A 24,546-nucleotide genomic window follows, 5' to 3' on the forward strand; every position below is an offset into this window, starting at 1 on the left:
ACTGCCCGAGGGGGGCACGATGTCCGACCGTCCCGCACAGCCCGCACCCAGGTGGCGGCGCAGCAGCCGCAGCACAGGAATGAACAACTGCGTGGAAACGGCGCCGCTCGGAGACGGCGGGCTCGCCGTACGTGATTCCAAGGACACGGCTCTGCCGCCACTGCGCTTCTCGGCGAGGACATGGACGTCGTTCCTGGCCGGGCTGGACTCCCGCCCGGTCAGCTGACCGCCAGGGGCGCCGTCGCGAGGACCGTGCCCACGGCTGTGGCGACCTGGTCCTGAGTCAGGTCCGCCCGCGCCGTGAGCCGCAGTCTGGAGATGCCGTCCGGCACCGACGGCGGCCGGAAGCAGCCCACCGCGAGGCCGGCCGCGCGGCAGTCGGCGGCCCAGCGCACCGCTGACTCCGCCGAGGGCGCGCGGACCGACACGACTGCGGCGTCGGGCCGGACCGCGGTCAGTCCGGCCGCTGTCAGCCGGGCGTGCAGATCGAGGGCGACGGTCCCGGCCCTCGCGGCACGTTCGGGTTCGCGGCGCAGCAGACGCAGTGCGCCCAGCGCCGCGCCGACTGCCGCCGGCGCGAGACCCGTGTCGAAGATGAACGTACGGGCCGCGTTGACCAGATGGCTGATGACCCGGGCGGGGCCCAGCACGGCTCCGCCCTGGCTGCCGAGCGACTTGGAGAGGGTGAGCGTGGCGACGATCCCCTCACCGCCCGCGAGTCCGGCGGCCGCGAGCGCGCCGCGCCCGCCGTCGCCCAGCACACCCAGTCCGTGGGCGTCGTCCACGAGGAGGGCCGCGCCCGCGTCACGGCAGACGCCGGCGAGTCCGGCCAGCGGAGCGGCGTCGCCGTCCACCGAGAAGACGGAGTCGGTCACGGCCAGCGCGCGTCCGCCGTGCGTGTGGAGCGCCTTCCGCACAGCCTCGGGGTCCGCGTGCGGAACGACGGCTGTGGCGGCACGGGAGAGCCGGCAGCCGTCGACGATCGACGCGTGGTTGCCGGCGTCGGACACGATCAGCGAATCGCGGCCGGTCAGCGCCGTGAGGGCGGCGAGGTTGGCCGCGTAGCCGGAGGAGAACACCAGGGCCGCTTCGAAGCCGCAGAATTCGGCGAGTTCGCGCTCCAGTTCGGTGTGCAGCGCGGTGGATCCGGTCACCAGGCGCGAGCCGGTGGCACCCGCGCCCCACGTCCGTGCCGCCTCGGCCGCAGCCGTGGTGACCTCAGGGTTCCGGCTCAGCCCCAGGTAGTCGTTGCTCGCCAGGTCCAGCAGTTCCGTCTCGGCAGACCGGGGGCGCAGCGTCCGGACGAGTCCGGCTTCGGCACGGCGCCGGGCCTCTTGATCGATCCAGTCGAACGGGTCGTAGGACATGAGCAGGTCCTTTTGTAGGCAGCTCACAGACCCTAACCGGGTGCGCAACGGGCCAGGGTGTGGCAATACACACAGCAACGGCCGGCTCTACTGTCCGGTTCCTCCTTGGCCGATGGCGGTGCCGTACGTCAGGATCAACGCCATGGACCTGCTGAACACGCTGGTGGAAAAGGGGCTGCGGCGCGAACTGCCGACCCGTGACGAAGCGCTCGCCGTGCTGGCGACCTCCGACGACGAACTGCTCGACGTGGTGGCCGCGGCCGGAAAGGTGCGCCGCCAATGGTTCGGCCGGCGCGTCAAGCTGAACTATCTGGTGAACCTGAAGTCCGGGCTCTGCCCCGAGGACTGTTCGTACTGCTCGCAGCGGCTCGGCTCCAAGGCCGAGATCCTCAAGTACACCTGGCTGAAGCCGGACGAGGCGAAGAAGGCCGCCGCCGCCGGAGTGGCCGGCGGAGCCAAGCGGGTGTGTCTGGTGGCCAGCGGCCGGGGACCGACCGACCGCGACGTCGACCGGGTCTCGCAGACCATCGAAGCGATCAAGGAGCAGCACGAGGATGTCGAGGTGTGCGCCTGCCTCGGTCTGCTGTCGGAGGGCCAGGCCGACCGCCTGAGGTCTGCGGGCGCCGACGCGTACAACCACAACCTCAACACCTCGGAGGGGACGTACGGGGACATCACCACCACGCACACGTACGCCGACCGGGTGGACACCGTGCAGCAGGCCCAGGCCGCCGGGCTCTCGGCGTGCTCCGGTCTGATCGCGGGAATGGGCGAGACCGACGCCGACCTGGTCGACGTCGTCTTCTCGCTGCGCGAGCTGGATCCCGACTCGGTGCCGGTGAACTTCCTGATCCCCATGGAGGGGACACCGCTCGCGAAGGACTGGCACCTCACGCCGCAGCGGTGCCTGCGCATCCTGGCGATGGTCAGGTTCGTGTGCCCGGACGTCGAGGTGCGGCTCGCGGGCGGGCGTGAGGTCCATCTGCGGTCGATGCAGCCGCTCGCCCTGCACCTGGTCAACTCCATCTTCCTGGGTGACTATCTGACCAGTGAGGGCCAGTCTGGCCAGACCGACCTCGACATGATCGCCGACGCCGGCTTCGAGGTGGAGGGAGCAGACACCAGGACGCTCCCCCGTCACCGCGCCCAGACGGCAGTCGGCTGCGGTTCGCACGACGGCGGCTGCGGTTCGCACGAGGGCGGCTGCGCTCCGTGCGGCGACACCGCCGAGGAGGCTCCTGAGCCGTCCCAGGCCATGGTGGCGCGTAAGGACCTGGTGGCGGTCCGCCGTCGCGGCGCGGGGACGGACCTCGCACCCAATGCCTGATCAGCTCCGCCCCGAAGAACTCCTCGCCCTGGACCGGGCCCACGTCTGGCACCCCTACGGCCCCATGCCGGGCCGGCAGGAGCCGCTGGTCGTGGAGTCCGCGTCCGGGGTGCGTCTCCGGCTCGCGGAACCCGCTCACGGCCATGACGAACTGGTGGACGGCATGTCGTCCTGGTGGTCGGCTGTCCACGGTTACAACCATCCGGTGCTCAACGAGGCCGCCCGCAGCCAGCTGGACCGGATGAGCCATGTGATGTTCGGCGGGCTGACGCACGAGCCCGCCGTCCGGCTGGCGGCCCGGCTGGTGGAGATCACGCCGGAGCCGCTGCAGCACGTCTTCCTCGCCGACTCGGGGTCGGTCTCCGTCGAGGTCGCGGTGAAGATGTGCCTGCAGTACTGGCGTTCGGCGGGCCGGCCCGCCAAGCACCGGCTGCTGACCTGGCGCGGCGGGTACCACGGGGACACCTGGCAGCCCATGTCGGTGTGCGACCCCGAGGGCGGGATGCACGAGCTGTGGTCGGGTTCCCTCCCCAGGCAGATCTTCGCGGACGCCCCTCCGGACGGCTTCGACGCCGAGCCGGACGAGGCCTACGCGAGGCACCTGCGGGAGCTGGTGGCCGCCCATGCCGATGAGCTGGCCGCGGTGATCGTGGAGCCGGTGGTGCAGGGTGCGGGCGGGATGCGCTTCCACTCCCCCGCGTATCTGCGGGTGCTCCGCGAGGCGTGCGACGAGAACGACGTACTGCTGGTGTTCGACGAGATCGCGACGGGGTTCGGCCGGACCGGACAGTTGTTCGCGGCCGGGCACGCTGGTGTTTCACCGGACGTCATGTGTGTCGGCAAGGCGCTGACCGGGGGCTATCTGACGCTGGCGGCGACATTGTGCACCTCGCGGGTGGCCGAGGGCATTTCCTGCGGAGACGTGCCGGTGCTGGCGCACGGTCCGACGTTCATGGGTAATCCGCTCGCCTCGGCGGTGGCCTGCGCGTCGGTTGATCTGCTGCTGGGCCAGGACTGGGAGCTGGAGGTGAAGCGGATCGGCACGGGTCTGCGGCAGGGGCTGGCAGAGGCCGTTGGTGTGCCGGGCGTGCGTGACGTCCGGGTGCTGGGCGCGATCGGGGTCGTACAGCTCGACCACGAGGTGGACATGGCCGCCGCGACAAGGGCCGCGGTCGGCGAGGGTGTGTGGCTGAGGCCGTTCCGCGATCTCGTGTACACGATGCCGCCCTATGTGACCGGTGACGACGACGTGGCACGGATCTGCCGGGCCGTGTGCGCCGCGGCGAAGGAGGGCTGAGATGACGATCCTCGTGGTGACCGGGACCGGCACCGAGATCGGCAAGACGATTGTGACCGCGGCGGTGGCGGCCGCTCACCGTGAACTGCGTGTCGCGGTTCTCAAGCCGGCCCAGACGGGTCTCGCCACGGGTGAGCCGGGGGACGCCGCCGAGGTGGCACGGCTGGCCGGCGCACATGTGACAGCCGTCGAACTGGCGCGCTTCCCGGAGCCGTTGGCACCTGAGACAGCGGCGCGCAGAGCGGGTCTCACACCCGTACGTCCGTACGAGATCGCCGAGGCCGCCCAGAAGCTGGCGACGGAGCATGATCTGGTGCTGGTCGAGGGCGCGGGCGGGCTGCTCGTCCGCTACGACGAGCAGGGGGCGACGCTCGCCGACGCCGCGCGGCTGATGGCCGCTCCCGTGCTGGTGGTCGCACCCGCGGGCCTGGGGACCCTCAATGCCACCGCGCTGACGGTGGAGGCACTGCGGACGCGAGGACTCGCGTGTCCCGGGGTGGTCGTGGGAAGCATGCCCGCCGAGCCCGACCTGGCCTCGCGGTGCAACATCGCCGACCTTCCGGTCGCGGCGGGCGTCCCACTGCTCGGCGCGGTACCGGCCGGTGCGGGGGCGTTGGACCCGGCCGACTTCCGCGCAGGGGCGGCGAGTTGGCTGGCGCCGGAGCTCGGCGGGAATCGACCGGCCGGATGAGCGGCTGAGCGGGGCCTTACGGGGGAGAATCTAAGGAGAGCCGTATCCACGTGCCCTCCGAGGAGGCCCGATCATGCGTCGGCGCAGCACACCTGTCCCCCGGGACGCGGTGCACCACCCGGTATTCGCCCGCTTCTACGCCCGGATGAGCGTGACCGCCGACATCAAGGGGGGTCTGGCGGCGCATCGCGACGAGCTCCTCACCGGCCTTTCCGGCCGCGTCATCGAGATCGGCGCGGGAAACGGTCTCAACTTCACGCACTACCCGGGGGCCGTGTCCGAAGTGGTGGCGATCGAGCCGGAGCGCAGCCTGAGGCAGCTGGCGGCGGGTGCGGGGCTGCGCGCGGAGGTGCCGGTCGATGTTGTGCCGGGCACGGCCGAGGCTCTGCCGGTCAAGAGCGAGGCGTTCGACGCGGCGGTGGCATCACTTGTCCTGTGCACGGTGCGCGACCTGCCCCGGGCACTTGCGGAGATCAAGCGGGTGCTCAGGCCAGGCGGTGAGCTGCGCTTCTTCGAACACACCCTGGCCCCCGGCCGTGCGCTGTCGACGGCCCAGCGGGCGGTGGACCGCACCTTCTGGCCGCTGCTTTTCGGGGGATGTCACACGGCGCGGGACACGGTCGCGGCCATCGAGGAGGCCGGCTTCGAGCTGGGGGTGTACCGACGCTTCCGCATTCCGGACAAGGGTGTCCAGCTGCCGCCTTCCTCGTGTGTGATCGGCGTGGCCCGCCGGTCCGTCGTGGTGGACCGGTCGGAGCGGGCGGGCTGAGGAGCTCAGGTCACAGGCTCCACCGCCGCAGCTCGTCGGCGATGGCCCGGACGTCTGCTTTGCCCTCCTTCACCAGCCTGGCCAGGTCACGCACCTGTTCGGGAGAGGTGATGACCTTCAGCCCTGAGGCGACCAGGTAGCCGTAGGCGACGGCGGAGGCGAACATCGCGTTGGAATGCTCGAGCGCGGGCACATGGAGGAGCAGCTGCAGCAGGGCGGCCGCCCGGGAATGCGGGTCGCTGTAGACGGGGCTGCCGAAGATCTCCGCTTCGTGCCGGCTGACGGCGGCGACGAGTGCACCCCAGTCGACCACCTGCGGATCGCCGGGCGTCTTGTGTTCGGCGACCATGAGCAGCCAGGAAAGGTCGATCTGCAGGTTCAACGGGTGCCTTCGCGCTCCGGGCCGAACTCCTCGGCGAACACCGACTCGTACTGCTTCATGAAGTCGGCTGCGGCCTCGACGAAGGTATGTCCGACCTCGCCCGCATCCTGCTTGACGAGTTCCTCTATGTAGCGGTTCACGCTCATCCCCCGCTGCAGGGCGCGCTGCCGCGCCGCCTCGGCGGTGGCCTCGTCCACTCGGACGTTCAGCTGTGTCTTGGGCACGGCATCACGCTAGCGCCTGTGCGCTAGCACTCGCAAGGGGAGCGGTGCGGCACACCGGCAGAACCCGGGTCGAACGAGCGGCGAGCGGGGGCGCACGGAGGCGAGCGAGGGCGTACGGAGGCGGGCGGGCGGTGATTCATCGTGGGGTTCTCGGATGTTCCGATGTTCCGATGTTCCGAGCCAGGGTGCTGCACCATTTCGACCGCTCTCCGGGCGTGCGGCCAGGCAGCCCGGCGGCCCGCCACGGGAGGCGCACTCCCACCGTCCGCTCCGGATGCGCGGCCTGGCGGCCGCCACGGGCTCCGGCCGCCGTCGGGGCGGCCTGGCTACGGGGCGAGGGGTCTCGTCGCCGCCTGCTGCGGATCCGGGCCGCCGTCGGGGCGGCCTGCCACGGAGCGGGACACCGTCGGGGCCCACGAAAGTGCTCGCCTTCCCCTCGATCGTTCTGATTGGCTCGGACCATGACTGATCTTGATATCCGCCTCGCCGCGCTGCCGGACATCGACGCCGTGCTGCGGTTCTGGCGCGAGGCAGCGGAGGGCACCAGCGTCACCGACGACCACGACGGAGTGGCACAGCTGATCCTGCGGGACCCCGAGGCCCTGATCCTCGCCGAACGCGACGGCCGGATCACCGGGACCGTCATAGCCGGTTTCGACGGATGGCGGTGCTCCGCGTACCGGCTCGCAGTGCACCCCGACTGCCGCCGGCAAGGGATCGCCACCGCGCTCATGGAGGCCGCGGAACGACGATTCGCCGCCCTGGGCGGGCGGCGGATCGATGCCATGGTCCTGGAGTCGAACGAACGGGCACATCGGACATGGAGCGCGGCTGGCTACCATCGCGAGGACCACTGGCGGCGCTGGATCAAGTCTCTGTGACCATGACCGGCGCCGCCGATGGCCCGTGACCAGCAGTAAACCGTCTACCGGACAGGGTATTTTGCCGATCCTTTACTATGGATCGTCGACCGTCCGACCCTTTCGAAAGGTGTGAGCGTCCGCCCATGGGCGAGCCCCCCAGTAGTAGATACCGCCGACATCGCGCAAACCTTCTGACCCTGCCCGATCATGGGACGGAGGTGAACCGATGACCGAAGTGCTCCTGCTCCTCGTGGCGGTACTGCTCTCCCTCGCCTGCGGCGTGTTCGTGGCGGCCGAGTTCTCTCTGACCACCGTGGAGCGCGGCGAACTCGAGCGGGCCGTCGAGCGTGGGGACCGGGGTGCGGCGGGAGCGCTCAAGGCCGTGCGCAGCCTCACCTACCAGCTCTCCGGCGCTCAGCTCGGTATCACCGTCACCAACCTGGTCGTGGGCATGCTCTCCGAGCCGTCCATCGCCAAGCTGATCCGAGGGCCGGTGGAAGCGACCGGGCTGTCGCCCGGCGTGTCCTCCTCGCTGGCACTCGTGATCGGCACCGCACTGTCCACCGTCGTCCTGATGGTGGTCGGCGAACTCGTCCCGAAGAACTGGGCGATCTCGTCCCCCCTCGCCGTCGCCCGGACTGTCGCCGCGCCTCAGCGCGCCTTCACTGCGGTCTTCCGGCCCTTCATCAGTCACCTCAACAACACCGCGAACCGGATCGTGCGGCGTTTCGGCCTGGAGCCGGCCGAGGAGCTGGCATCGGCCCGCAGCCCGCAGGAGCTGGTGGCCCTGGCGCGTCATTCCGCGAAGGAGGGCGCACTGGAGGCGGACACCGCCGAACTCTTCGTGCGCACCCTCAACCTGTCCGAACTGACCGCTGAGAACGTGATGACCCCCCGCGTCCAGGTCACCGCCCTCGAGGTGCAGGCGACCGCAGAGGACGTCGCGAACGCCACCCGCGCGACGGGCCTCTCCAGGTTTCCCGTCTACCGAGGCAGTCTCGACACGGTCGTCGGCGTCGCGCACATCAAGGACGTGCTGGCGATTCCGGCGGACCAGCGGCCCCGTAAGCGGGTGTCGGACATGCTGCGCGAACCGCTGCTGGTGCCGGAGACACTCACCGTCGACCGCCTGCTGGACAGGCTCTCCGGAAAACTGGCCATGGCGGTCGTCATCGACGAGTACGGGGGCACGGCGGGAGTCGTGACGCTGGAGGACATCGTGGAGGAAGTCGTCGGCGAGGTACGGGACGAGCACGACCCGCACGAGACCCCCGACCTGGCAGCCGCCGGTGAGGACGCGGACGGACGCACACTGTGGTCCGCCGACGGAGCGGCCCGCACGGACCAGCTCCGCACCATCGGGCTGCGGGTGCCGGACGGACCCTACGAAACACTGGCCGGGCTGGTGGCCACGGAGGTCGGCCGCATTCCGGTGGTCGGCGACACCGTCGAACTCACGGGCTGGCGTATCGACGTGGTGGACGCTTCGGGGCATCGCGCCGCTCGTGCGCTGCTGCACGCACCGCTGCCCGGCAGCGACGAGCCGGCGGAGGACGGACGATGACCGCCGTACAGCTCTTCATCGGCCTGCTGACCCTGGTCGTCAACGCCTTCTTCGTCGGCGCGGAGTTCGCCCTGATCTCCGTACGCCGCAGCCAGATCGAGCCCGAGGCCGAAGCCGGGGACAAGCGGGCCCGCAGCGTCATCTGGGGTCTCGAGCACGTGTCGGCACTCCTCGCGGCGGCTCAGCTGGGCATCACGCTCTGCACACTGGTGCTGGGTATCGTCGCCGAGCCGGCCATCGCCCATCTGCTGGAGCCCGTCTTCGACTCGGTGGGAGTGCCGCACGGGCTGGTGCACCCGATCTCGTTCGTCATCGCCCTGGCCGTGGCGACGTATCTGCACATGCTGCTGGGCGAGATGGTGCCCAAGAACATCGCGCTGGCCGAGCCCGCTCGCACGGCGCTGCTGCTCGGACCGCCCCTGGTGACCCTCGCCAGGGCACTGAAGCCGGTGATCTTCGCTATCAACGCCTTCGCGAACACCCTGCTCAAACTGCTGCGGGTGGAGACCAAGGACGAGGTCTCCGCAACCTTCTCCGACGACGAACTGGCACGTCTCGTCAAGGACGCCGAGGACTCCGGGCTCGTCGACGACCGCTCGGCGGACCGGCTGCGCCACGCGCTGGAACTGGGCCGCCGACCTGTCCAGGACGTACTGCTTCCGGTCGACAGGGTGCTGTACACGAGGGTGGGCACGACCCCGGAGGAGTTGGAAAGGCTTTCGCACGAGTCCGGCTTCTCCCGCTTCCCGGTGATGGACAGCGAGCAGCGCATCATCGGATACCTCCACGTGAAGGACGCCCTGGACGCGGCGCCGCGGGATGTGCCGTTCCCGGTTTCGGCCCTGCGGCCGATCGCCCGGGTGCGTGCGGCGACACCGCTGGACGACGTGCTGACCGCACTGCGGCGCAGCCGTACGCATCTGGCGGCCGTACTCGACGAGGACGGCAGGCTGGCGGGCATGATCACGATGGAGGACGTGCTGCGTGAGCTGGTGGGGAGGCCACAGGCCCGCTGACCTCGCCGTCGGGTGAGGGCCAGGAGGAGGTGCGTGGCCACCGCCGCGCCCCTCCTCCGCCACGTCAGGCCGCCACGCCGCGTCCCTCCTCCGCCACGTCAGGCCGCCACGCCGCGCCCCTCCTCCGCCACGTCAGGCCGCCACGCCGCGCCCCTCCTCCGCCACGTCAGGCCGCCACGCCGCGCCCCTCCTCCGCCACGTCAGGCCGCCACGCCGCGCCCCTCCTCCGCCACGTCAGGCCGCCACGCCGCGCCCCTCCTCCGCCACGTCAGGCCGCCACGCCGCGCCCCTCCTCCGCCACGTGGGACCGACCCGCCGCGCCCCTCCTCCGCCACGTGGGACCGACCCGCCGCGTCCCTCCTCCGTGTTCCAGCAGCCCTCTGGTCCCGCGTTGCCGTCGCTTCGACTGCCCTCGGCAGCGGGCCGCCGTCGCGGTACGATCGACGGCGCCATGGAATTGAATGCCTCCTACACCAGTCTCGTCGCGGTCGGCGACTCCTTCACCGAGGGCATGTCGGATCGGCTGCCCGACGGTTCGTACCGCGGCTGGGCCGACGTCCTCGCGGCCCGTCTCGCGGCCCGCACTCCGGGGTTCCGGTATGCCAATCTCGCCGTACGGGGAAAGCTCATCGGCCAGATCGTGGACGAGCAGGTCCCGGTCGCCGCAGCCCTGCAGCCGGATGTGATCACGCTCGTCGGCGGGCTCAACGACACCCTGCGGCCGAAGTGCGACATGGGCATGGTCCGCGGCCGGCTGGAGGAGGCGGTGGAGCTCCTCGCGCCGTCCTGCAAGACCCTGGTGCTCATGCGTAGCCCCGGCCGCAACGGTCCGGTGATGGAACGCTTCCGTCCGCGTATGGAGGAGCTGTTCTCGCTGGTCGGCGACCTGGCCGAGCGCCACGGAGCGCTGGTGGCCGACCTGTACGGCGCGCCGTCGCTGGGCGATCAGCGGATGTGGGACGTCGACCGACTGCATCTGACGGCCGAGGGGCACCGCAGGGTCGCGGAGGCGGTGTGGCAGACGCTCGGGCTGCCCGCGGAGAGTGACTGGCAGACCCCGATGCCCGTGTCCGCGCCCGCGCGGTGGGCGCAGCGGCGGATCGACGACGTCCGGTTCGCCCGGCAGCATCTGATGCCTTGGATCGGGCGGCGCCTGACCGGGCGCTCGTCCGGCGACGGCCGGGCCGGTGCACAGTTCGACGCGGAGTCTGGGAAGGCGTTCTGGATCTCTCCCGAGGACGTGGCCACCCCCGGACCGGTGACGGGCTGGCGTCGGATGGACGGCTGACCGCCGCTCTCACAGGGCCTCTCAGAGCAGGCCCGTCACCGTCACGGTGATGCGTGCCGATGCGGCCTCCCTGGGGAACATCCCCGACAGACATGCCGCGACCGCCTTACGCGTACCTCTGGCGACGTCGACGGCCCGCGCCTCGCCCAGCACCACGATATGCACATCGATGTCCCACGGGCGTTCCCGCCCCCGCCGCTCCGGCTGACCCTCAGCCCGGAGATGCGCGCCGCGTCGGCCTGCCTCGTGCCGGACAGTGCGGAGCGCACCTGTTGTGCCACTCCCGGCTTGAGGAAGGCGACGCCCTCCACGCCAAGCACCGCTCGGGCCATTGCCTCCATGAGCGCCGTGTGCGCCGTACCGGTCACCGGCTCCCCCCTCCCTCGGGTCCGTCAGTCACGTCGAGCAGGTCGGTGATCCGGATGTCGATGCCGTTCAGAGCCAGTCCCAAAGCGGTGTCGGCGGCAACCAGAACGCGGTGGCGGACCTCTTCGGCGAGTTCCTGCAACTGCGCCGAGGCGGGGCGTGGATCTCGAGACGTACGCCGATGAGTGGTGCCTCCTGCTCCGGAAGGCGCTCGATGGTGATTCTGCAGGACCCCGCGCGAACACCCTCGACGCTCTGCCGGCGGTCCTGCCCCGCCATGCCGCTGCGGGGCTCCTACGACACACCCCGCGGATCAGGGCACACCCGGAGCTCTGCGGTCGCCCGTTCTCGACGTCCGAACGGCACACCGGAACCTTCTCGACGGGGCGAAAGTTGCACAGAGGGAGCGTGCTCTGTCCGGAGGCCGAGGGAAGCATGACTCACCCACGCTTCCAGTCATGCCTGTAGGGGTCGAACGATGGGACATCTCACCGTCGCCGACCTGATGACGCCGTCGGTCATCAGCGTCCAGCGCGGCACCACATTCAAGGAAATCGCCCGTCTGCTCAGTGAGTCCGACGTCACCGCTGTGCCTGTCGTGGACGACCGGGGGCGTCCGGTCGGCGTCGTCTCCGAAGCCGACCTCCTGCGAAACCGCTCTGCGGGCGGCGCACGGGACGCCGGCGCACTGATGAGCCACCCTGCCGTCACCGCTGAGCCCGGGTGGAACGTGGTGCACGCGGCTCGGGTGATGGAGGAGCAGCGGGTCAAACGGCTGCCCGTGATCGACTACGAGGGCTGCCTGGTCGGCGTCCTGAGCCGCAGCGATCTCGTCCAGGTCTTCCTGCGCCGGGACCGCGCGATCCAGGAAGAGATTCTCGAAGAGGTGGTGACCCGGACACTTCGGCTCAGTCCTTCCTCGCTGAACGTGGAGGTGTCCGAGGGGCTTGTCACTCTGAGCGGCACCGTGCAGAGCCATGACACCGTGGCGGTGCTCCTGCGTCTGTGCCAGAGCGTCGACGGTGTGGTGGACGTCGTCGACCGTCTCTCACACGGGGCTCCTTCGGAGGACGTCCGGTCCGGCCTCGCTCCGGTCACGGCAGGAGAGGAAGAAGAAGCCTCCGCTCACGCGTCACAGGAGAAGCGGTCATGAGTGTGGGCCACAGCGGCTCCGTGGACTCCTCCGAACACCTCATCCCTGGCCGGGCTCCCGGCCGGTGACGCCGGGTGTGCGTCCGGCGGGCAGCACGGCCGGGCCGGTTCCCCCGCCCGGGTGACGGACCGAAGCCGCCGCGCGCCCTGTCTGCTCAGGGTGCCTGCGTCGCCAGTAGGGGTTCTCGTGGGACAAGCGGCTGGTAACCCTGCCGTACATGCCGAACGTCGCGATGACCAGGCCCATGACGAAGCTGAACATCACGTTGGCCATGCCGAAATCGAGGATGTTGACAGTTCGGTCCAGCACGAAGATGTGGACGAAGCCGCTCAGGACGAAGAGCCCTCCGACCGTCATGTTGAGGGTGGAGGCGAAGTTGCCTCCGATGACGGCCCCGACGAGCAGGGCCAGTCCCACCACCGTGGAGATGACGCTGAGCGTCGTGTTGGTGGTCATGCCCGCGACTGTGTCCCCGGCCGTGTCGAAGGGGGTGAGGGCATCGGCGAAGCCCAGGACGGCGAAGGCGAGCAGGATGAGGCCGCAGACAGCGGCTCCGTAGCGGTAGACGGTCGCCAGGTGGTGATCGAGGGGAAGTTCGTCTCGAAGCTTCATGTCCTTCCTTCTGTCGGTCCTGCCCGTACGGATGCCGACATGCCGACATGTCACCCGTAAGCCCCCTCGCCCGGTCCGGGCGAAGGGGGTTGGCGGACCTCGAGTACGCCCGACCGGGCCGTTGTGACGACGCCGTGCATCCGACAGCCTCCTCCCGCCAGAACTGGGTGTGGGGGCGGGGGTACAGGATGAGCACACAGCAGGAGACACCCATGCATCACGCGGCGACGGAAGCAACACCCGTGGTCCCGGTCCCGTCACACAGCGGCACCGCGACGGGACACCTCGCCGCACGGGTCGGGGCCGAGCGGGAGGTGAAGTGTTCGTGAACACCGACGGACAGAAGACGCCGGAGCGACTGAATTGCCTGGTCGCAGGCGCGTCCGGGTACATCGGCGGTCGTCTTGTGCCTGAGTTGCTCAAAGCGGGCCACACGGTTCGGTGCCTGGCCCGTTCCCCCGAAAAGCTACGCGACCACCCTTGGGCCGGGGAGGTCGAGTCGGTCGGCGGAGATGTCACCGACGCCGCAGCCGTCGCTGCGAGCTTGCGCGGAATCGACGTGGCCTACTACCTGGTGCACGCTCTCGGCACCGGTTCCGGTTTCGAGGACACCGATCGCCGAGCGGCACGGATCTTCGCCGAGCAGGCACAGGCCGCAGGGGTGCGGCGGATCGTGTATCTCGGCGGACTCACTCCGAACGGGATCCCGGAGCGCGATCTGTCGCCGCACCTGCGTTCCCGTGCCGAGGTGGGCCGCATCTTCCTGGAGGCACCCGTTCCTGCCACGGTGCTCAGGGCAGCGGTGGTCGTCGGCTCGGGATCGGCCTCGTTCGAGATGGTGCGCCACCTCACCGAACGCCTGCCGGTCATGTTGACTCCGAGCTGGGTGAGCACTCGCACCCAGCCCATCGGGGTCCGCGACGTACTCCACTACCTGGTCGGCTCAGCCACAATGCCGGCACATGTGGACCGCGCGTTCGACATCGGCGGGCCGGACGTTCTCACTTACCAGGAGATGATGCGCAGGTACGCCCGAGTCGCCGGGCTAAGACGTCGGCTCATCGTGCCGGTACCGCTCCTCACTCCGAGGCTGTCCAGTCACTGGATCGGTCTCGTCACCCCCGTGCCCGCTTCCGTCGCCCGGCCGCTGACCGAGTCCCTGCGTCACGAGGTCGTCTGCGACGAGCACGACATCGCTCTCTATGCCCCGGACCCCCCGGGCCGGCCACTGCCGTTCGACAAGGCACTGGATCTCGCTCTGCGCCGTGTCCGGGAGGCCGAGCACACCACACGCTGGTCATCCGCCGCTGTGCCGGCGGCACCCGGCGACCCCCTGCCCACCGATCCTGGATGGGCCGGCGGCAGCCTTCACCAGGACGAGCGGCAACTCCCGGTGGGCACGCCCCGGGAGTCGCTGTGGAAGGTCGTCGAGGCTGTCGGCGGCGGCAACGGCTGGTACTCCTTCCTGCTCGCCTGGGCGGTCCGGGGCTGGTTGGACCGCCTGGTCGGCGGCGTAGGACTGCGTCGCCGACGCCGGGATGCCGAGCACCTGCGTGTGGGCGACTCACTGGACTTCTGGCTTGTCGAGGAGATCGGACCGGGCCATCTGCTGCGGCTGCGCGTCGAGATGCGGCTGCCCGGCCTCGCCTGGCTGGAGACGTACGCCGAGAGGTGCGACGGGCGAGTGACCCGCTACCGCCGGCGTGCCGTCTTCCACCCGCGCGGCCTGCTGGGCCACGTCTACTGGTGGATCATCTCCCCGTTCCACTCGGTCGTCTTCGCAGGGAAGGCCCGGAACATCACACAGGCCGCCGCGAAGGGCATGTGCGCGCCGGCGAACGAAGCCCGCACCGGCCGCCGGAGGCGCGCTCACGCAAGGTCACGGAACCGCCCGGCTCAAGCAAGGTCACGGAACCGCCCGTGACGTGAATGCCGGACAACGACCCGTGGGGCTTGACGGGTGCCCGGCCGGACCGTCGCGGCTCGGAACGGCGCGTCACCGCGCGACGTCGTCCCGGCCGCCGGGCACGCCCCTGGCCCGGCGGCCACGGCCTCCGACCCCATAGGCGTCGAGCAGGGACTCGGCCGTCGCCGCGATCGAATACCGGCTGGTCACCACGTCCCTTCCCACGGCGGCGAGCCGACGGCGGTCAGCTGCGGGAAGGGTGATCATGCGGAGCAGTCCTTGGGAGAGTCTCTCCTCGGAGGAGGTGTCCAGGACGACTCCGCTGACGCCGTCATGGAGGTACTGGAGCAGACCGCCCCGCCCGGGGCCGGCGGTGGGCATGCCTGCCTCCATCGCCTCGAGCAACGCGAGCCCGAACTCCTCCTCGGAACTCGGACACACGTACCACGCCGCGAGGACTCCATGGTCCGGGTCTGCCAAGGCGTGCTGGAAGCACCGCACCGTTCGGTTGGGCAGTGCGGGCAGAACGGCCAGCCGGGAGGCAGCCTTCGGATGGCCGTCCAGCGCCTCCCGGATACGGTGCCGCATGTCCCGCTCGTGTTCGTTCTCCATGGCCGGCGAGCCGCCTACGAGGACCAAGGTCGACCGCATGCACAAGCCGGACGTGATCCAGGCGCGTACGAGCGTGTCCTGCTGCTTGGCCGCGTGCATGCGGCCGACGCACAGGAACAGAGGCAGATTTCTGTCCTCCGCCCCCAGGGAGTCCTCCCGGTCCGCACGCGCGAACAGAGTGGAAAGCAGGTCGCGCCGGCGGCGCTGCTCGTCCTCTCCGGGCCGGTAGGGGGCGATCCCCTCCGCGAGGGCGACCGGCCCGGACCCTCCGTTCATCTTGGCCAGTTGGGGAAAGTGATGCACCAACTCGTCCCGGCCGAAGCGCCCGGCACCGATCACGGTGTCGGCACGCTCCACCAGGCGGTCCCCGACAAAGATGCGGTGCAGGTCACCGCGCAGTTTCCCGATCTCGGCCAGTTGGTGGTCCGTTTGCCAGGAGGCCAGCCGGGTCGCGGCCTCCCGGTGCGGATCGGGGGTGGCGGTGAACACCACGTGCGCTCCGAGGCGCTCGGCCGCCTCGGCCAGAGCGAGGCTGCCGTCGTCCGCGCAGCGCACGTGCATCACCTGGGGCCGACGAGGAAGGGCGCCCAACAGCCGCTCCGCCCACCAGGCGAGCGCGGGCCGGTGGAGATGCATCTGCGAAGAATCCGGAAGTCCGCGTGAGTCCACCGGCAGACGCACGATCCAGTGCCCGGGTACCCGCTCGTACAAGGTCCGTCCGTCATCGGTCATTGCATCGCGCGCCGCCAGGACCACCGTGACCACCGACGCGATCTCGTCGAGGCCGGCCAGATGGTCCCCCAGGCCGCCGACGAGGACTCCGAGGCCGCCGCTCGGCCCTCGGCCGGGCGTTTCCAGGTCACCGAGAAGCATTGCCTGGGCCACGACCACCCCCTCTCCCACGGGTGAGGTGATGTGAGGGTGCGGAGGCGTGAGCAGCAGCCGTTCGTAACCGTCCGCCGCGCTGTCGGGGCCGGGCAGGAACGGAGCCCCTCCAGGCAGAGCGTGCAGGTGGCGCAACGCGGCGTGCCGCCCGGCCCGGCTGCCGCAGTTCGCAGCGAGCTCAGCCGTCTCAACGGGGCTGAGAGGCCGCAGCGCCGCGGCCGTGGCCAGGTCGAACAGCAGTGCCGTGGACGGTCCGTCGATGTCGGGGCGGGTCAACAGTGCCCTGAGCGCCGATTCCGCGTGCCGTGAGCCGTAGCGACAGACCGATCCCGGCCACATCTCGGACACCACGGCGCCGCCCCTCAGGCCGGCGTTCCGGTAGGCGAGCAGGATTTCGGGGGCAACCGGCACGGCCAGCCGGCACGCCCGGCGCAGGGAGGCCGTCAGATGGTCGGACCGGCTCAGCCGGGCAGCGCTCCCGGCCGGGCCGGGAGCGGAACCTGCCTCGATCCCGCCGAGGCGAAGCCCTGCTGCCGGTGACACGATCGTGGACGAGTGCCCGAACTCCGCCTCCAGCAGGCGCTCCGCGTACGCGGGCTCGCTCTGCCCTCGTCCTGTGTGCGCCCCCTTCCAACCGTGGCCCGCGAAGAAGGCGGTCCGGGCGTCCACCAGCGGATTCCGTACCCTGCGGACGAGCGGGGCGGACAGATCGGAAACGAAGGACACAGACATCTCCTGTCGAGGGACCATAACCATGATTCGCTCTCCGCCCCTCGTTCGGATGCACATCGGCCGCCCGGTGTTTCGGACCTGCGTTGCGCGCTTCGACGGCCATCGCAGCTGCTGCCGTCCGAGGTCCCCGTGCTCGGGCCCATCCCCTGTTCCCGTTCTCGGGCTCGTCCCCGTCCTCGTCCTCGTCCTCGGCCTCGGCCTCGGGCCGGCCGGAGCAGTCCGGCGGGACCGGCCAAGCGCCCGGCGGACGAGGCCGATGACGACGCCGTGGTGCGTGCGCACAGGGCCGCAGTTGCGGGGTGCCTGGGCAATGGAAACCGCCCGGCGCGGGGACAACCGCCCTCGCGGAACGAGCCGCCACTCTCAGCTCAGACGCCCGGCGGACTGCTACCTGGCCACGAGTGACTCCAAAGCTCTGACGGCCTCGGCAAGCCCAGGTGGATGCGGAAGGCCCCGCGAGCTCTGTCCTGCCCAGCCAGGGCCGAGGGCGAACACGACCGGCTTCATGCGGGCGCCCCGCGCACCCCACTCGATCGCGGCGACGTGCCTGGCGAGCGGCGCACTCGCAGTGCTGCGGGACTGCGCCCACAGTCCGACCGCTACCGGCCCCGTTCTCCGCACCGCGGCGACGAGCGACTCGACAGGCAGCGCGGCCCCGAACATCCGGACGAGCAGACCGCGTTCGGTCAGTACAGCGGTGAGCGCCTCCAGGGCCAGCGTGTGATTCTCCCCCGGAACACAGGCAAGGATCGTGGTGGCGCCGCGCGGACCCGGAGCGGTCGGTGGAGCATGGCGTCGCAGTGCTCCGGAGACGTGCCAGGACAAGAAGTGCTCGACCTCGACATACCTATCACCCGAAGCCTCCCACTTGCGGCCGACCGCCTGCAGCGTCGGCATGATCAGCTCCGTCCAGGCGTCGACCAGACCGTATTCCCTGATCGCCGCACCAAGCAGCTCGTCCAGGGCGGCTGTGTCGAGACGCAGGGCTGCGCGGGCCATTCCCTTGCATTCCTGACGTACGCCGCCCAGCCGAAGGCCACTGCCGGCACGACTTCGCCCGCTCGCGGCCGGTGGTGATATGGGGTGAGTCTCGGACTGCGACGGGAGCACGAGGGGCTTGGAGTCCTCGAGCACCAGCCTGGCGGCCTCCGCGGGCGGCAGTCCGGCCCCGGTCAGGGCACACATGCTCCGCAGGCGCGCGAGATCGATTGCGGTCCAGCGGCGGTGTCGGCCATCGGCACGTGTACGGGGACCGAGCCCGTAGCGACGGTCCCACGACCGGATCGTGGTGGGGGCGACCCCGAGACGCCTCGCCACCTCACCGGTGGTCAGGCCACCGTCGCGCAGGGCGTCGCCGCCCTCTTCCCAACCGCTGCCCGATGCCACACCGCAGCATACGACGCACAATCGACGCATGTTGTGTGCATCACTCCTGCTCCCGAAAATTGCTGAGGCCAGGCGGCTCGCGTCGCCGGTCACGCAGCGGTCTCGGCCCGCTCGACACCGAGCCCTGGATGCCGGGAGGAACAGGCATGAGCACGTGCACGCGATCCGACGATCCCTCACCACCCCCTGTACGGAACCGGGCCGAGGATCGACTGGATTTCGGCCGGCGTCTCACGGAGGAGGCGTTCGCGGCCGTGTACCGGCATTGGGGTGCAATCGTCCACGCGATGGCGACCCGCTCGCTGGGCGACACGCACGAAGCGGAGGACGTGACCCAGCAGGTCTTCCTCGGCGCCTGGCGTGGGCGAGCAGGCTTCCGTCCGGACCGAGGTTCTTTCGGGGCCTGGCTGATCGGTATCGCACGCAGGAAGATCATCGATGCTCTGGCAGCCCGGAACAGGAGGCTGAGCCTGATCGACTCGATGGGCGACGCCGTCGACGCGCACGGGCTCCGGCAGGAACCTGATGACGTGCTGGACCGCGTACTCCTGGTCGAGGCGCTGTCACGTCTCCCGGATCACCAACGCCAGGTCCTGTGCCTGACCTTCTGGGCGGACCTGACCCAGGCTCAGATCTCCGACTTCACCGGGATGCCTCTGGGCACCGTCAAGAGCCATGCACGGCGGGGCCTGCACCAACTGCGTGAGGAAATCGATGGTCGAACTGACGAGTACGTGACATAGAACCATCGACGCATAGGACCATCGACACCACCCGAGCCCTGCTCCGCCTCGTCCGAAGGCGAGCCGAGGTAGCGTTCGCCGCACTCAGCGCCGACACCTGCCGCGAACCCCGGGACACCCGAAGCGCAGCGAAGGCGACCGCGCCCGGCGGCGGACCGAGATCGCGCAGGCACATGACGGGCGATGGTGGGGCTCGTGGTCGTGGGCGGGACGACGACCCCGTTGAGACCAGCAGAAGATCCTCTCGACGGCCAGTAGCGGGGTGTGGCCTCGGAGCCCTTTGCGACCTGGGGTTCGTAGCGCTCCCTGGCAGAAGGTGGAGGCACCGCCGTTGCGCCTCATGGTGGCAGCAACCCCTGCTGGCCCCGGCCTTCGAGAAGGATCTCTGGCGTGCCGCGTCTTCGCAGGCAGGGGACGAGCCGGCGGTTGCACCCCTCGTCGCCCAGGAGATGGGCGGGCCGGGTGCGAGGTGGACCGGGAACCGGTCGGCGCACTCCGATTCACTCCGGTTCACTCCGGTTCGATGCCGCTCAGGAACGGCAGTCCGACCCGCAGGACCGCACGCGGTTTCGGCTCAGGTGTCCGCGGATGCGACGCGCGCCGGTGACAGGTCCGCCGGGTACGAGAGCTCAGAGGACGTGTCACGCAGCAAAGGTGAGCACATACGTGGCGCCCTGCACCATGACGGCACCGACCCCGCTGAGGTCTGTCCCACTCGGAAGGCGTCAGTGTGGACCCGCCGCACATGACCAGCCCCATCGAGGCACCACCGCTCCTCGCGCGCTTGGACAGGGACCTTCTGTCGAACAAGTACTCGAACCAGTTCCCTGGTGTCCATCTCGCACACCCGAGGCAACCTGAGCGACAGATAGTGCTTGACCTGGAGCTTCCTACATAAGGCAGACGGTTCGGAAGTCATATGGACGCCCGGTAAACTCGGGACACGTGACTGCTGTGTCTGCGAAGCCTCGCATCCCCAATGTCCTGGCCGGCCGCTATGCCTCTACGGAGCTGGCCGTCCTCTGGTCCCCCGAGCAGAAGGTGAAGCTGGAACGTCAGCTGTGGCTGGCGGTGCTGCGCGCTCAGAAGGACCTCGGGATCGAGGTGCCCGACGCGGCGCTGGCCGACTACGAGCGTGTGATCGACCAGGTCGACCTCGCATCGATCGCCGAGCGCGAGAAGGTCACCCGGCACGACGTGAAGGCTCGGATCGAGGAGTTCAACGCTCTCGCCGGCCACGAGCAGGTGCACAAGGGCATGACCTCCCGGGACCTCACCGAGAACGTCGAGCAACTGCAGATCCGCCTCTCGCTGGAGCTGATGCGCGACCGTACGGTGGCGGTCCTGGCGCGACTCGGCAAGCTCGCGGCGGAGTACGGCGAACTGGTCATCGCGGGCCGCTCACACAACGTCGCCGCGCAGGCGACGACGCTCGGCAAGCGCTTCGCCACCGCCGCGGACGAGCTGCTGGTGGCGTACGGGCGGCTGGAGGACCTGCTGGGCCGCTACCCGCTACGGGGCATCAAGGGGCCCGTCGGTACGGCGCAGGACATGCTGGACCTGCTCGGCGGAGACGCGGGCAAGCTCGCCGACCTGGAGCAGCGCATCGCAGGGCACCTCGGCTTCGCGCACGCCTTCACCTCCGTCGGTCAGGTCTACCCCCGTTCCCTCGACTACGACGTCGTGACCGCACTGGTGCAGCTGGCCGCCGCACCCTCTTCGGTCGCCAAGACCATCAGGCTGATGGCCGGACACGAGCTGGTGACCGAGGGCTTCAAGCCCGGCCAGGTCGGCTCCTCGGCGATGCCGCACAAGATGAACACCCGCTCCTGCGAGCGCGTCAACGGCCTGATGGTGATCCTGCGCGGCTACGCGTCGATGACGGGTGAGCTGGCGGGCGACCAGTGGAACGAGGGCGATGTGTCCTGCTCCGTGGTCCGCCGTGTCGCTCTGCCGGATGCCTTCTTCGCATTCGACGGTCTGCTCGAGACCTTCCTCACCGTGCTCGACGAGTTCGGTGCGTTCCCCGCGGTCGTGGCGCGTGAGCTCGACCGCTACCTCCCCTTCCTCGCCACGACCAAGGTGCTGATGGGTGCGGTGCGGGCCGGAGTCGGACGCGAGGTCGCGCACGAGGCGATCAAGGAGAACGCTGTTGCCTCGGCTCTTGCCATGCGGGAGCAGGGCGCGGAGCGCAACGAGCTGCTGGACAAGCTGGCCGCGGACGAGCGGATCCCGCTCGGCCGCGGTGAGCTCGATGACCTGATGGCGGACAAGCTGTCGTTCACCGGCGCGGCGGGCGACCAGGTCACCGCCCTGGTGTCGAGGATCGAGGAGATCACAAAGCAGCACCCGGAAGCCGCCGCGTACGCCCCCGGCTCGATCCTCTGACGGTCGGCCGCGTACCTTCGGCCATGTGACCCCCGAAGAGCTGCTCGCCGCCCGCGACCGCGTCGTACCCGACGTGGTCGCGGGTGGTCTGCGTGTACTGTTCTGCGGCATCAACCCGAGCCTCATGACTGCCGCCACGGGTCACCACTTCGCCCACCCGGGTAATCGGTTCTGGCCCGTGCTGCACCGGTCAGGGTTCACCCTCAGGCAGCTGAAGCCGTCGGAGCAGGACCAGCTGCTCGGATTCGGCCTGGGCATCACCAATGTGGTGGCCAGAGCCACGGCTCGGGCGGACGAGCTCGACGCGGAAGAATTCCGTGAGGGCGGCAGATTGCTGTCGGCCAAGGTGGAAGAGCTGGCCCCTCTGTGGCTGGCGGTCGTCGGCGTCACCGCTTATCGCACCGCCTTCGGCGATCGCGGTGCGCGGATCGGCCCTCAGGAGCGGACCGTCGGCGGTGCGCGTGTCTGGGCGTTGCCCAACCCGAGCGGCCTGAACGCGCACTGGACGGTCAGCACCATGGCGGACGAGTACGCCCGCCTGTCGGCGGCGGTCGGCCGGAAATCCTCCGGCTAGGCAGCTCTCCTCCCCCGATCCCGCAGGAGCTGATGTGGCCCTGCTGGAGGACTGCTGCGGGATTACTGTGGCCGGGGCGCCGCATAAGCGGACTCTCTTGCCTCTCAGGGCGGGTCGACCACGGTGACCAGGACTCCCAACTCGCAGGCCGGCCCGTCATCCTCCTGGTAGAGCACCACGGCAATCCACCGTCCTTCCGCACGCCATAGTTGCAGATACTCGCATCCCGCCACTGGTTCGGCCCAGGGTTCCGCTATCGCCTCCCCCGCCATCATCCGTTCCTGCGCACTCCACAGGCTGACGACCTGTGGTTCGCCCCAGCGCAGGGTGAGCAGCGTGAGCAGCGCGTCGTGTTCCGCCAGACACTGCACTCGGCGTTCCAGCTGGTCCGCCCCGTCTCCTTCCTCGTGCCCGTCCTCGCTCAGGAGGAGTGCCGTGTGGTATCCAGGTCCGCTGACTCCCGAGCCCGACGGAACGCGCGCCGTGGGGAAGTCTTTGATGCGCATCCCGTCGATGAGGCGGAGGTGATGTGCGGTGGTCATACCGTCAGTAAACCTGCTGGCACTGACACATGGCCCCGCCAGGCACTACCCAGCCTCCCGAAGTGCGGATGTCGGCCACCCGAACTGCGGGCAGCAGAGCCGTGCCCCCGCTCGGCCGCAGTGGCTGACTCAGGCGTCCCGCTTCCGTAGGGTCCACCAGCCTGCGACCAGTGCGGCAGACGCCCACCCCGCAGTGACGGCCAGCCCCGTCCACGGTCCCAGGCTTCCCTCGTGTTGGCTGCGGAGCACCAACTGTCCTGCCTGGTCAGGCAGATACTGTGCGGCGCCTCCTGCTATTTCGCCGACCACGAGGGAGACGATCAGGATGAAGGGGATGAGCAGACTCAGTGCGGCGACAGCGCTGCGCAATACCGCGGTCAGCCCCGCTGAGAGCAGGGCCATCAGAGCGAGGTACAGGCCACCACCGAAGGCTGCGCGCAGGGCACCTGGTTCCCCCAGACCGATCGTGTACTCGCCCATGAACAATTGCCCCACCAGAAACGCGGCAAAGCTGGTGATCAGCCCCACGACCAGGGCGAGCCCACCGATCGTCGCCATCTTGGCGAAGTAGAACAGGCTGCGACTGGGGACGGCCGTGAAGGAAATCCGCAGGGCTCCGTTCAGGAACTCGGACGACAGAGCGCTCGCGCCGAAGCAGATGGCCGCGATCTGACCGAAGTTCAGCGCATAGAACGCGGAGAAAAGCAGGTCCTTACCCGGATTATCCGCCTCTGCCTGCCCGACTGTGGAAGAGGCGAGCACGGTGACGGAGATGGTCGCGGCGAAGACCGCTATGAGGGAACCGGCAACGGACCGCACCGACTTGATTTTGATCCATTCGGAGTGCAGCACCGCAGTCGTCGACATGGCCATGGCGATCAGGCCTCCTGACCGATGGAGGAGGACGTGACGGCGGCGAATTCCGTCTCGGCCGCCGTGAGATCCAAGTAGGCCTCCTCCAGCGTGGCCTGCTCAGCGATGAGTTCGAGAAGCGGGATGCCCTCGAAGGCGGCCAGGGCCCCGATTTCCTCCGCCGTGGCTCCGTCGACCGACCAGCGCCCGTCGTCGCCCTGCACCGGCTCGTACCCTTTACGGATCAGCGCATCTCGCATCCGCGTGGATTCGGTCGTACGGAGCCGGACACCGGGCCGGCTGCGGGAAGCGAGGAACTCGCGCATCGGCATGTCGACAAGGAGCCTGCCCTTACCGAGGACCACCAGGTGGTCGGCGAACGAAGAGGTCTCATTCATCAGGTGGCTGGAAACCAGGACCGTACGGCCTTCGTCGGCCAGCTTCCGCATCAGCTCCCTGATCCAGACGATGCCTTCCGGATCCAGTCCGTTCGACGGTTCGTCCAGCATCACAACCTCCGGATCGCCCAGAAGTGCAGCGGCGATACCGAGCCGCTGTCTCATTCCGAGGGAGAAGGTCTTGATCCGCCGCCCACCGACCGGGCCGAGACCGGCTTTCACGAGCACCTCTTCGACCCTGGTGACGGCTATACCGTTGCTCGTGGCGAGCGCGAGCAAGTGATTGCGGGCGGTGCGCGAGCCATGTGCCGCCTGAGCGTCGAGCAGCGCGCCGACTCGGCGCAGCGGATTGTCCAGAGAGGCGTAGGGCTGTCCACCGATCGTGGCGGAGCCGCCGGTCACCCGGTCCAGACCGAGGACCAGGCGCATGGTGGTGGACTTGCCCGCGCCGTTGGGCCCGAGGAAGCCGGTCACCCGGCAGGGCCGCACGCTGAACGTGAGGTGGTCCACCGCGCGGGTGGCTCCGTAGTCCTTGGTGAGCTCATGCACATCGATGCTGGTCATGACCTCAGCCTGGCCCTCGGTCCCGGTCGGCCGCCTCCCCCGCCC

25 protein-coding genes are annotated in these 24,546 nt (G+C 69.7%); 14 read left to right on the forward strand and 11 right to left on the reverse strand.

Going from position 1 to position 24,546, the window contains the following annotated elements; translation table 11 throughout:
• Positions 1 to 19: 19 nt before the first annotated feature.
• Complete coding sequence (locus HED23_RS20420) at positions 20 to 226, forward strand: DUF397 domain-containing protein (protein ID WP_203184841.1); 207 nt, start codon at positions 20 to 22, stop codon at positions 224 to 226.
• Here the strand turns inward: HED23_RS20420 and HED23_RS20425 are convergent.
• Positions 219 to 1,367 carry an 8-amino-7-oxononanoate synthase gene (locus HED23_RS20425; protein ID WP_203184842.1) on the reverse strand — a complete coding sequence of 383 codons (1,149 nt, stop codon included), beginning with the start codon at positions 1,365 to 1,367 and terminating at the stop codon, positions 219 to 221. The genes HED23_RS20420 and HED23_RS20425 overlap by 8 nt on opposite strands.
• 142 nt (positions 1,368 to 1,509) lie before the next feature.
• Between HED23_RS20425 and bioB the strand changes: the two genes are divergently transcribed.
• The 4 genes from bioB (at position 1,510) to HED23_RS20445 (ending at position 5,451) form a co-directional block, all read left to right on the forward strand.
• A complete protein-coding gene (gene bioB, locus HED23_RS20430) occupies positions 1,510 to 2,694 on the forward strand; it encodes a biotin synthase BioB (protein WP_203187573.1) in 1,185 nt (394 codons plus the stop codon).
• Entirely contained in the window at positions 2,687 to 3,991 is a 1,305-nt protein-coding gene (locus HED23_RS20435; RefSeq protein WP_203184843.1) for an adenosylmethionine--8-amino-7-oxononanoate transaminase, read from the forward strand. The genes bioB and HED23_RS20435 overlap by 8 nt, the downstream gene beginning before the upstream one ends.
• 1 nt (position 3,992) lies before the next feature.
• Positions 3,993 to 4,682 carry a dethiobiotin synthase gene (gene bioD / locus HED23_RS20440; RefSeq protein ID WP_203184844.1) on the forward strand — a complete coding sequence of 230 codons (690 nt, stop codon included), beginning with the start codon at positions 3,993 to 3,995 and terminating at the stop codon, positions 4,680 to 4,682.
• A gap of 73 nt (positions 4,683 to 4,755) precedes the next feature.
• Positions 4,756 to 5,451, forward strand: coding sequence for a class I SAM-dependent methyltransferase (locus HED23_RS20445; RefSeq protein ID WP_203184845.1), 696 nt, complete (start codon positions 4,756 to 4,758; stop codon positions 5,449 to 5,451).
• Between the two features lie 10 nt (positions 5,452 to 5,461).
• Here the strand turns inward: HED23_RS20445 and HED23_RS20450 are convergent, their stop codons facing one another.
• Both HED23_RS20450 and HED23_RS20455 read right to left on the reverse strand, forming a co-directional pair.
• Positions 5,462 to 5,833, reverse strand: a complete 372-nt coding sequence (locus HED23_RS20450; RefSeq protein WP_014157596.1) for a hypothetical protein — start codon at positions 5,831 to 5,833, stop codon at positions 5,462 to 5,464.
• The gene (locus tag HED23_RS20455; RefSeq protein ID WP_014157595.1) at positions 5,830 to 6,057 is read right to left on the reverse strand and encodes a hypothetical protein; all 228 of its coding nucleotides are present in this window, start codon (positions 6,055 to 6,057) and stop codon (positions 5,830 to 5,832) included. Before HED23_RS20455 ends, HED23_RS20450 begins: the two co-directional genes overlap by 4 nt.
• 461 nt (positions 6,058 to 6,518) lie before the next feature.
• Between HED23_RS20455 and HED23_RS20460 the strand changes: the two genes are divergently transcribed.
• The 4 genes from HED23_RS20460 (at position 6,519) to HED23_RS20475 (ending at position 10,788) form a co-directional block, all read left to right on the forward strand.
• Positions 6,519 to 6,938, forward strand: a complete 420-nt coding sequence (locus HED23_RS20460; RefSeq protein WP_203184846.1) for a GNAT family N-acetyltransferase — start codon at positions 6,519 to 6,521, stop codon at positions 6,936 to 6,938.
• Between the two features lie 208 nt (positions 6,939 to 7,146).
• Entirely contained in the window at positions 7,147 to 8,484 is a 1,338-nt protein-coding gene (locus HED23_RS20465; RefSeq protein WP_203184847.1) for a hemolysin family protein, read from the forward strand.
• A complete protein-coding gene (locus HED23_RS20470) occupies positions 8,481 to 9,500 on the forward strand; it encodes a hemolysin family protein (protein WP_203184848.1) in 1,020 nt (339 codons plus the stop codon). Before HED23_RS20465 ends, HED23_RS20470 begins: the two co-directional genes overlap by 4 nt.
• A gap of 451 nt (positions 9,501 to 9,951) precedes the next feature.
• Entirely contained in the window at positions 9,952 to 10,788 is an 837-nt protein-coding gene (locus tag HED23_RS20475; protein ID WP_203184849.1) for an SGNH/GDSL hydrolase family protein, read from the forward strand.
• A 21-nt stretch (positions 10,789 to 10,809) separates the two neighbouring features.
• Here the strand turns inward: HED23_RS20475 and HED23_RS35355 are convergent, their stop codons facing one another.
• The gene (locus tag HED23_RS35355; RefSeq protein WP_238442056.1) at positions 10,810 to 10,953 is read right to left on the reverse strand and encodes a hypothetical protein; all 144 of its coding nucleotides are present in this window, start codon (positions 10,951 to 10,953) and stop codon (positions 10,810 to 10,812) included.
• A gap of 199 nt (positions 10,954 to 11,152) precedes the next feature.
• Positions 11,153 to 11,296 carry a hypothetical protein gene (locus tag HED23_RS35360; protein ID WP_238442057.1) on the reverse strand — a complete coding sequence of 48 codons (144 nt, stop codon included), beginning with the start codon at positions 11,294 to 11,296 and terminating at the stop codon, positions 11,153 to 11,155.
• A 336-nt stretch (positions 11,297 to 11,632) separates the two neighbouring features.
• Between HED23_RS35360 and HED23_RS20485 the strand changes: the two genes are divergently transcribed.
• Entirely contained in the window at positions 11,633 to 12,307 is a 675-nt protein-coding gene (locus HED23_RS20485) for a CBS domain-containing protein (protein WP_203184850.1), read from the forward strand.
• A 39-nt stretch (positions 12,308 to 12,346) separates the two neighbouring features.
• On the opposite strand, the gene HED23_RS20490 is transcribed toward HED23_RS20485, so the two are convergent.
• Positions 12,347 to 12,919, reverse strand: coding sequence for a DUF4383 domain-containing protein (locus HED23_RS20490; RefSeq protein WP_203184851.1), 573 nt, complete (start codon positions 12,917 to 12,919; stop codon positions 12,347 to 12,349).
• 319 nt (positions 12,920 to 13,238) lie between these two features.
• Here HED23_RS20490 and HED23_RS20495 point away from each other — a divergent pair, with 319 nt between their 5' ends.
• Positions 13,239 to 14,843, forward strand: coding sequence for an SDR family oxidoreductase (locus HED23_RS20495; RefSeq protein WP_420803044.1), 1,605 nt, complete (start codon positions 13,239 to 13,241; stop codon positions 14,841 to 14,843).
• Positions 14,844 to 14,915: 72 nt separating this feature from the next.
• On the opposite strand, the gene HED23_RS20500 is transcribed toward HED23_RS20495, so the two are convergent.
• A complete protein-coding gene (locus HED23_RS20500; RefSeq protein WP_203184853.1) occupies positions 14,916 to 17,048 on the reverse strand; it encodes a glycosyltransferase family 4 protein in 2,133 nt (710 codons plus the stop codon).
• A 393-nt stretch (positions 17,049 to 17,441) separates the two neighbouring features.
• Complete coding sequence (locus tag HED23_RS20505; protein ID WP_203184854.1) at positions 17,442 to 18,470, reverse strand: MerR family transcriptional regulator; 1,029 nt, start codon at positions 18,468 to 18,470, stop codon at positions 17,442 to 17,444.
• Between the two features lie 116 nt (positions 18,471 to 18,586).
• On the opposite strand from HED23_RS20505, the gene HED23_RS20510 reads away from it, so the two are divergent.
• The 3 genes from HED23_RS20510 (at position 18,587) to mug (ending at position 22,145) form a co-directional block, all read left to right on the forward strand.
• Complete coding sequence (locus HED23_RS20510) at positions 18,587 to 19,183, forward strand: RNA polymerase sigma factor (protein ID WP_203184855.1); 597 nt, start codon at positions 18,587 to 18,589, stop codon at positions 19,181 to 19,183.
• Between the two features lie 945 nt (positions 19,184 to 20,128).
• A complete protein-coding gene (purB, locus tag HED23_RS20515; protein ID WP_203184856.1) occupies positions 20,129 to 21,571 on the forward strand; it encodes an adenylosuccinate lyase in 1,443 nt (480 codons plus the stop codon).
• Between the two features lie 25 nt (positions 21,572 to 21,596).
• Positions 21,597 to 22,145, forward strand: coding sequence for a G/U mismatch-specific DNA glycosylase (gene mug / locus HED23_RS20520; RefSeq protein WP_203184857.1), 549 nt, complete (start codon positions 21,597 to 21,599; stop codon positions 22,143 to 22,145).
• 104 nt (positions 22,146 to 22,249) lie between these two features.
• On the opposite strand, the gene HED23_RS20525 is transcribed toward mug, so the two are convergent.
• The 3 genes from HED23_RS20525 to HED23_RS20535 all read right to left on the reverse strand — a co-directional run bounded on the left by HED23_RS20525 (position 22,250) and on the right by HED23_RS20535 (position 24,501).
• The gene (locus HED23_RS20525) at positions 22,250 to 22,687 is read right to left on the reverse strand and encodes a hypothetical protein (RefSeq protein WP_203184858.1); all 438 of its coding nucleotides are present in this window, start codon (positions 22,685 to 22,687) and stop codon (positions 22,250 to 22,252) included.
• 129 nt (positions 22,688 to 22,816) lie between these two features.
• The gene (locus tag HED23_RS20530) at positions 22,817 to 23,560 is read right to left on the reverse strand and encodes an ABC transporter permease (protein WP_203184859.1); all 744 of its coding nucleotides are present in this window, start codon (positions 23,558 to 23,560) and stop codon (positions 22,817 to 22,819) included.
• 5 nt (positions 23,561 to 23,565) lie between these two features.
• Positions 23,566 to 24,501, reverse strand: a complete 936-nt coding sequence (locus HED23_RS20535; protein ID WP_203184860.1) for an ABC transporter ATP-binding protein — start codon at positions 24,499 to 24,501, stop codon at positions 23,566 to 23,568.
• Between the last annotated feature and the right edge of the window lie 45 nt (positions 24,502 to 24,546).

Origin of the sequence: Streptomyces pratensis (assembly GCF_016804005.1) — a bacterium.
In the GTDB taxonomy this organism is placed as follows: domain Bacteria; phylum Actinomycetota; class Actinomycetes; order Streptomycetales; family Streptomycetaceae; genus Streptomyces; species Streptomyces pratensis_A.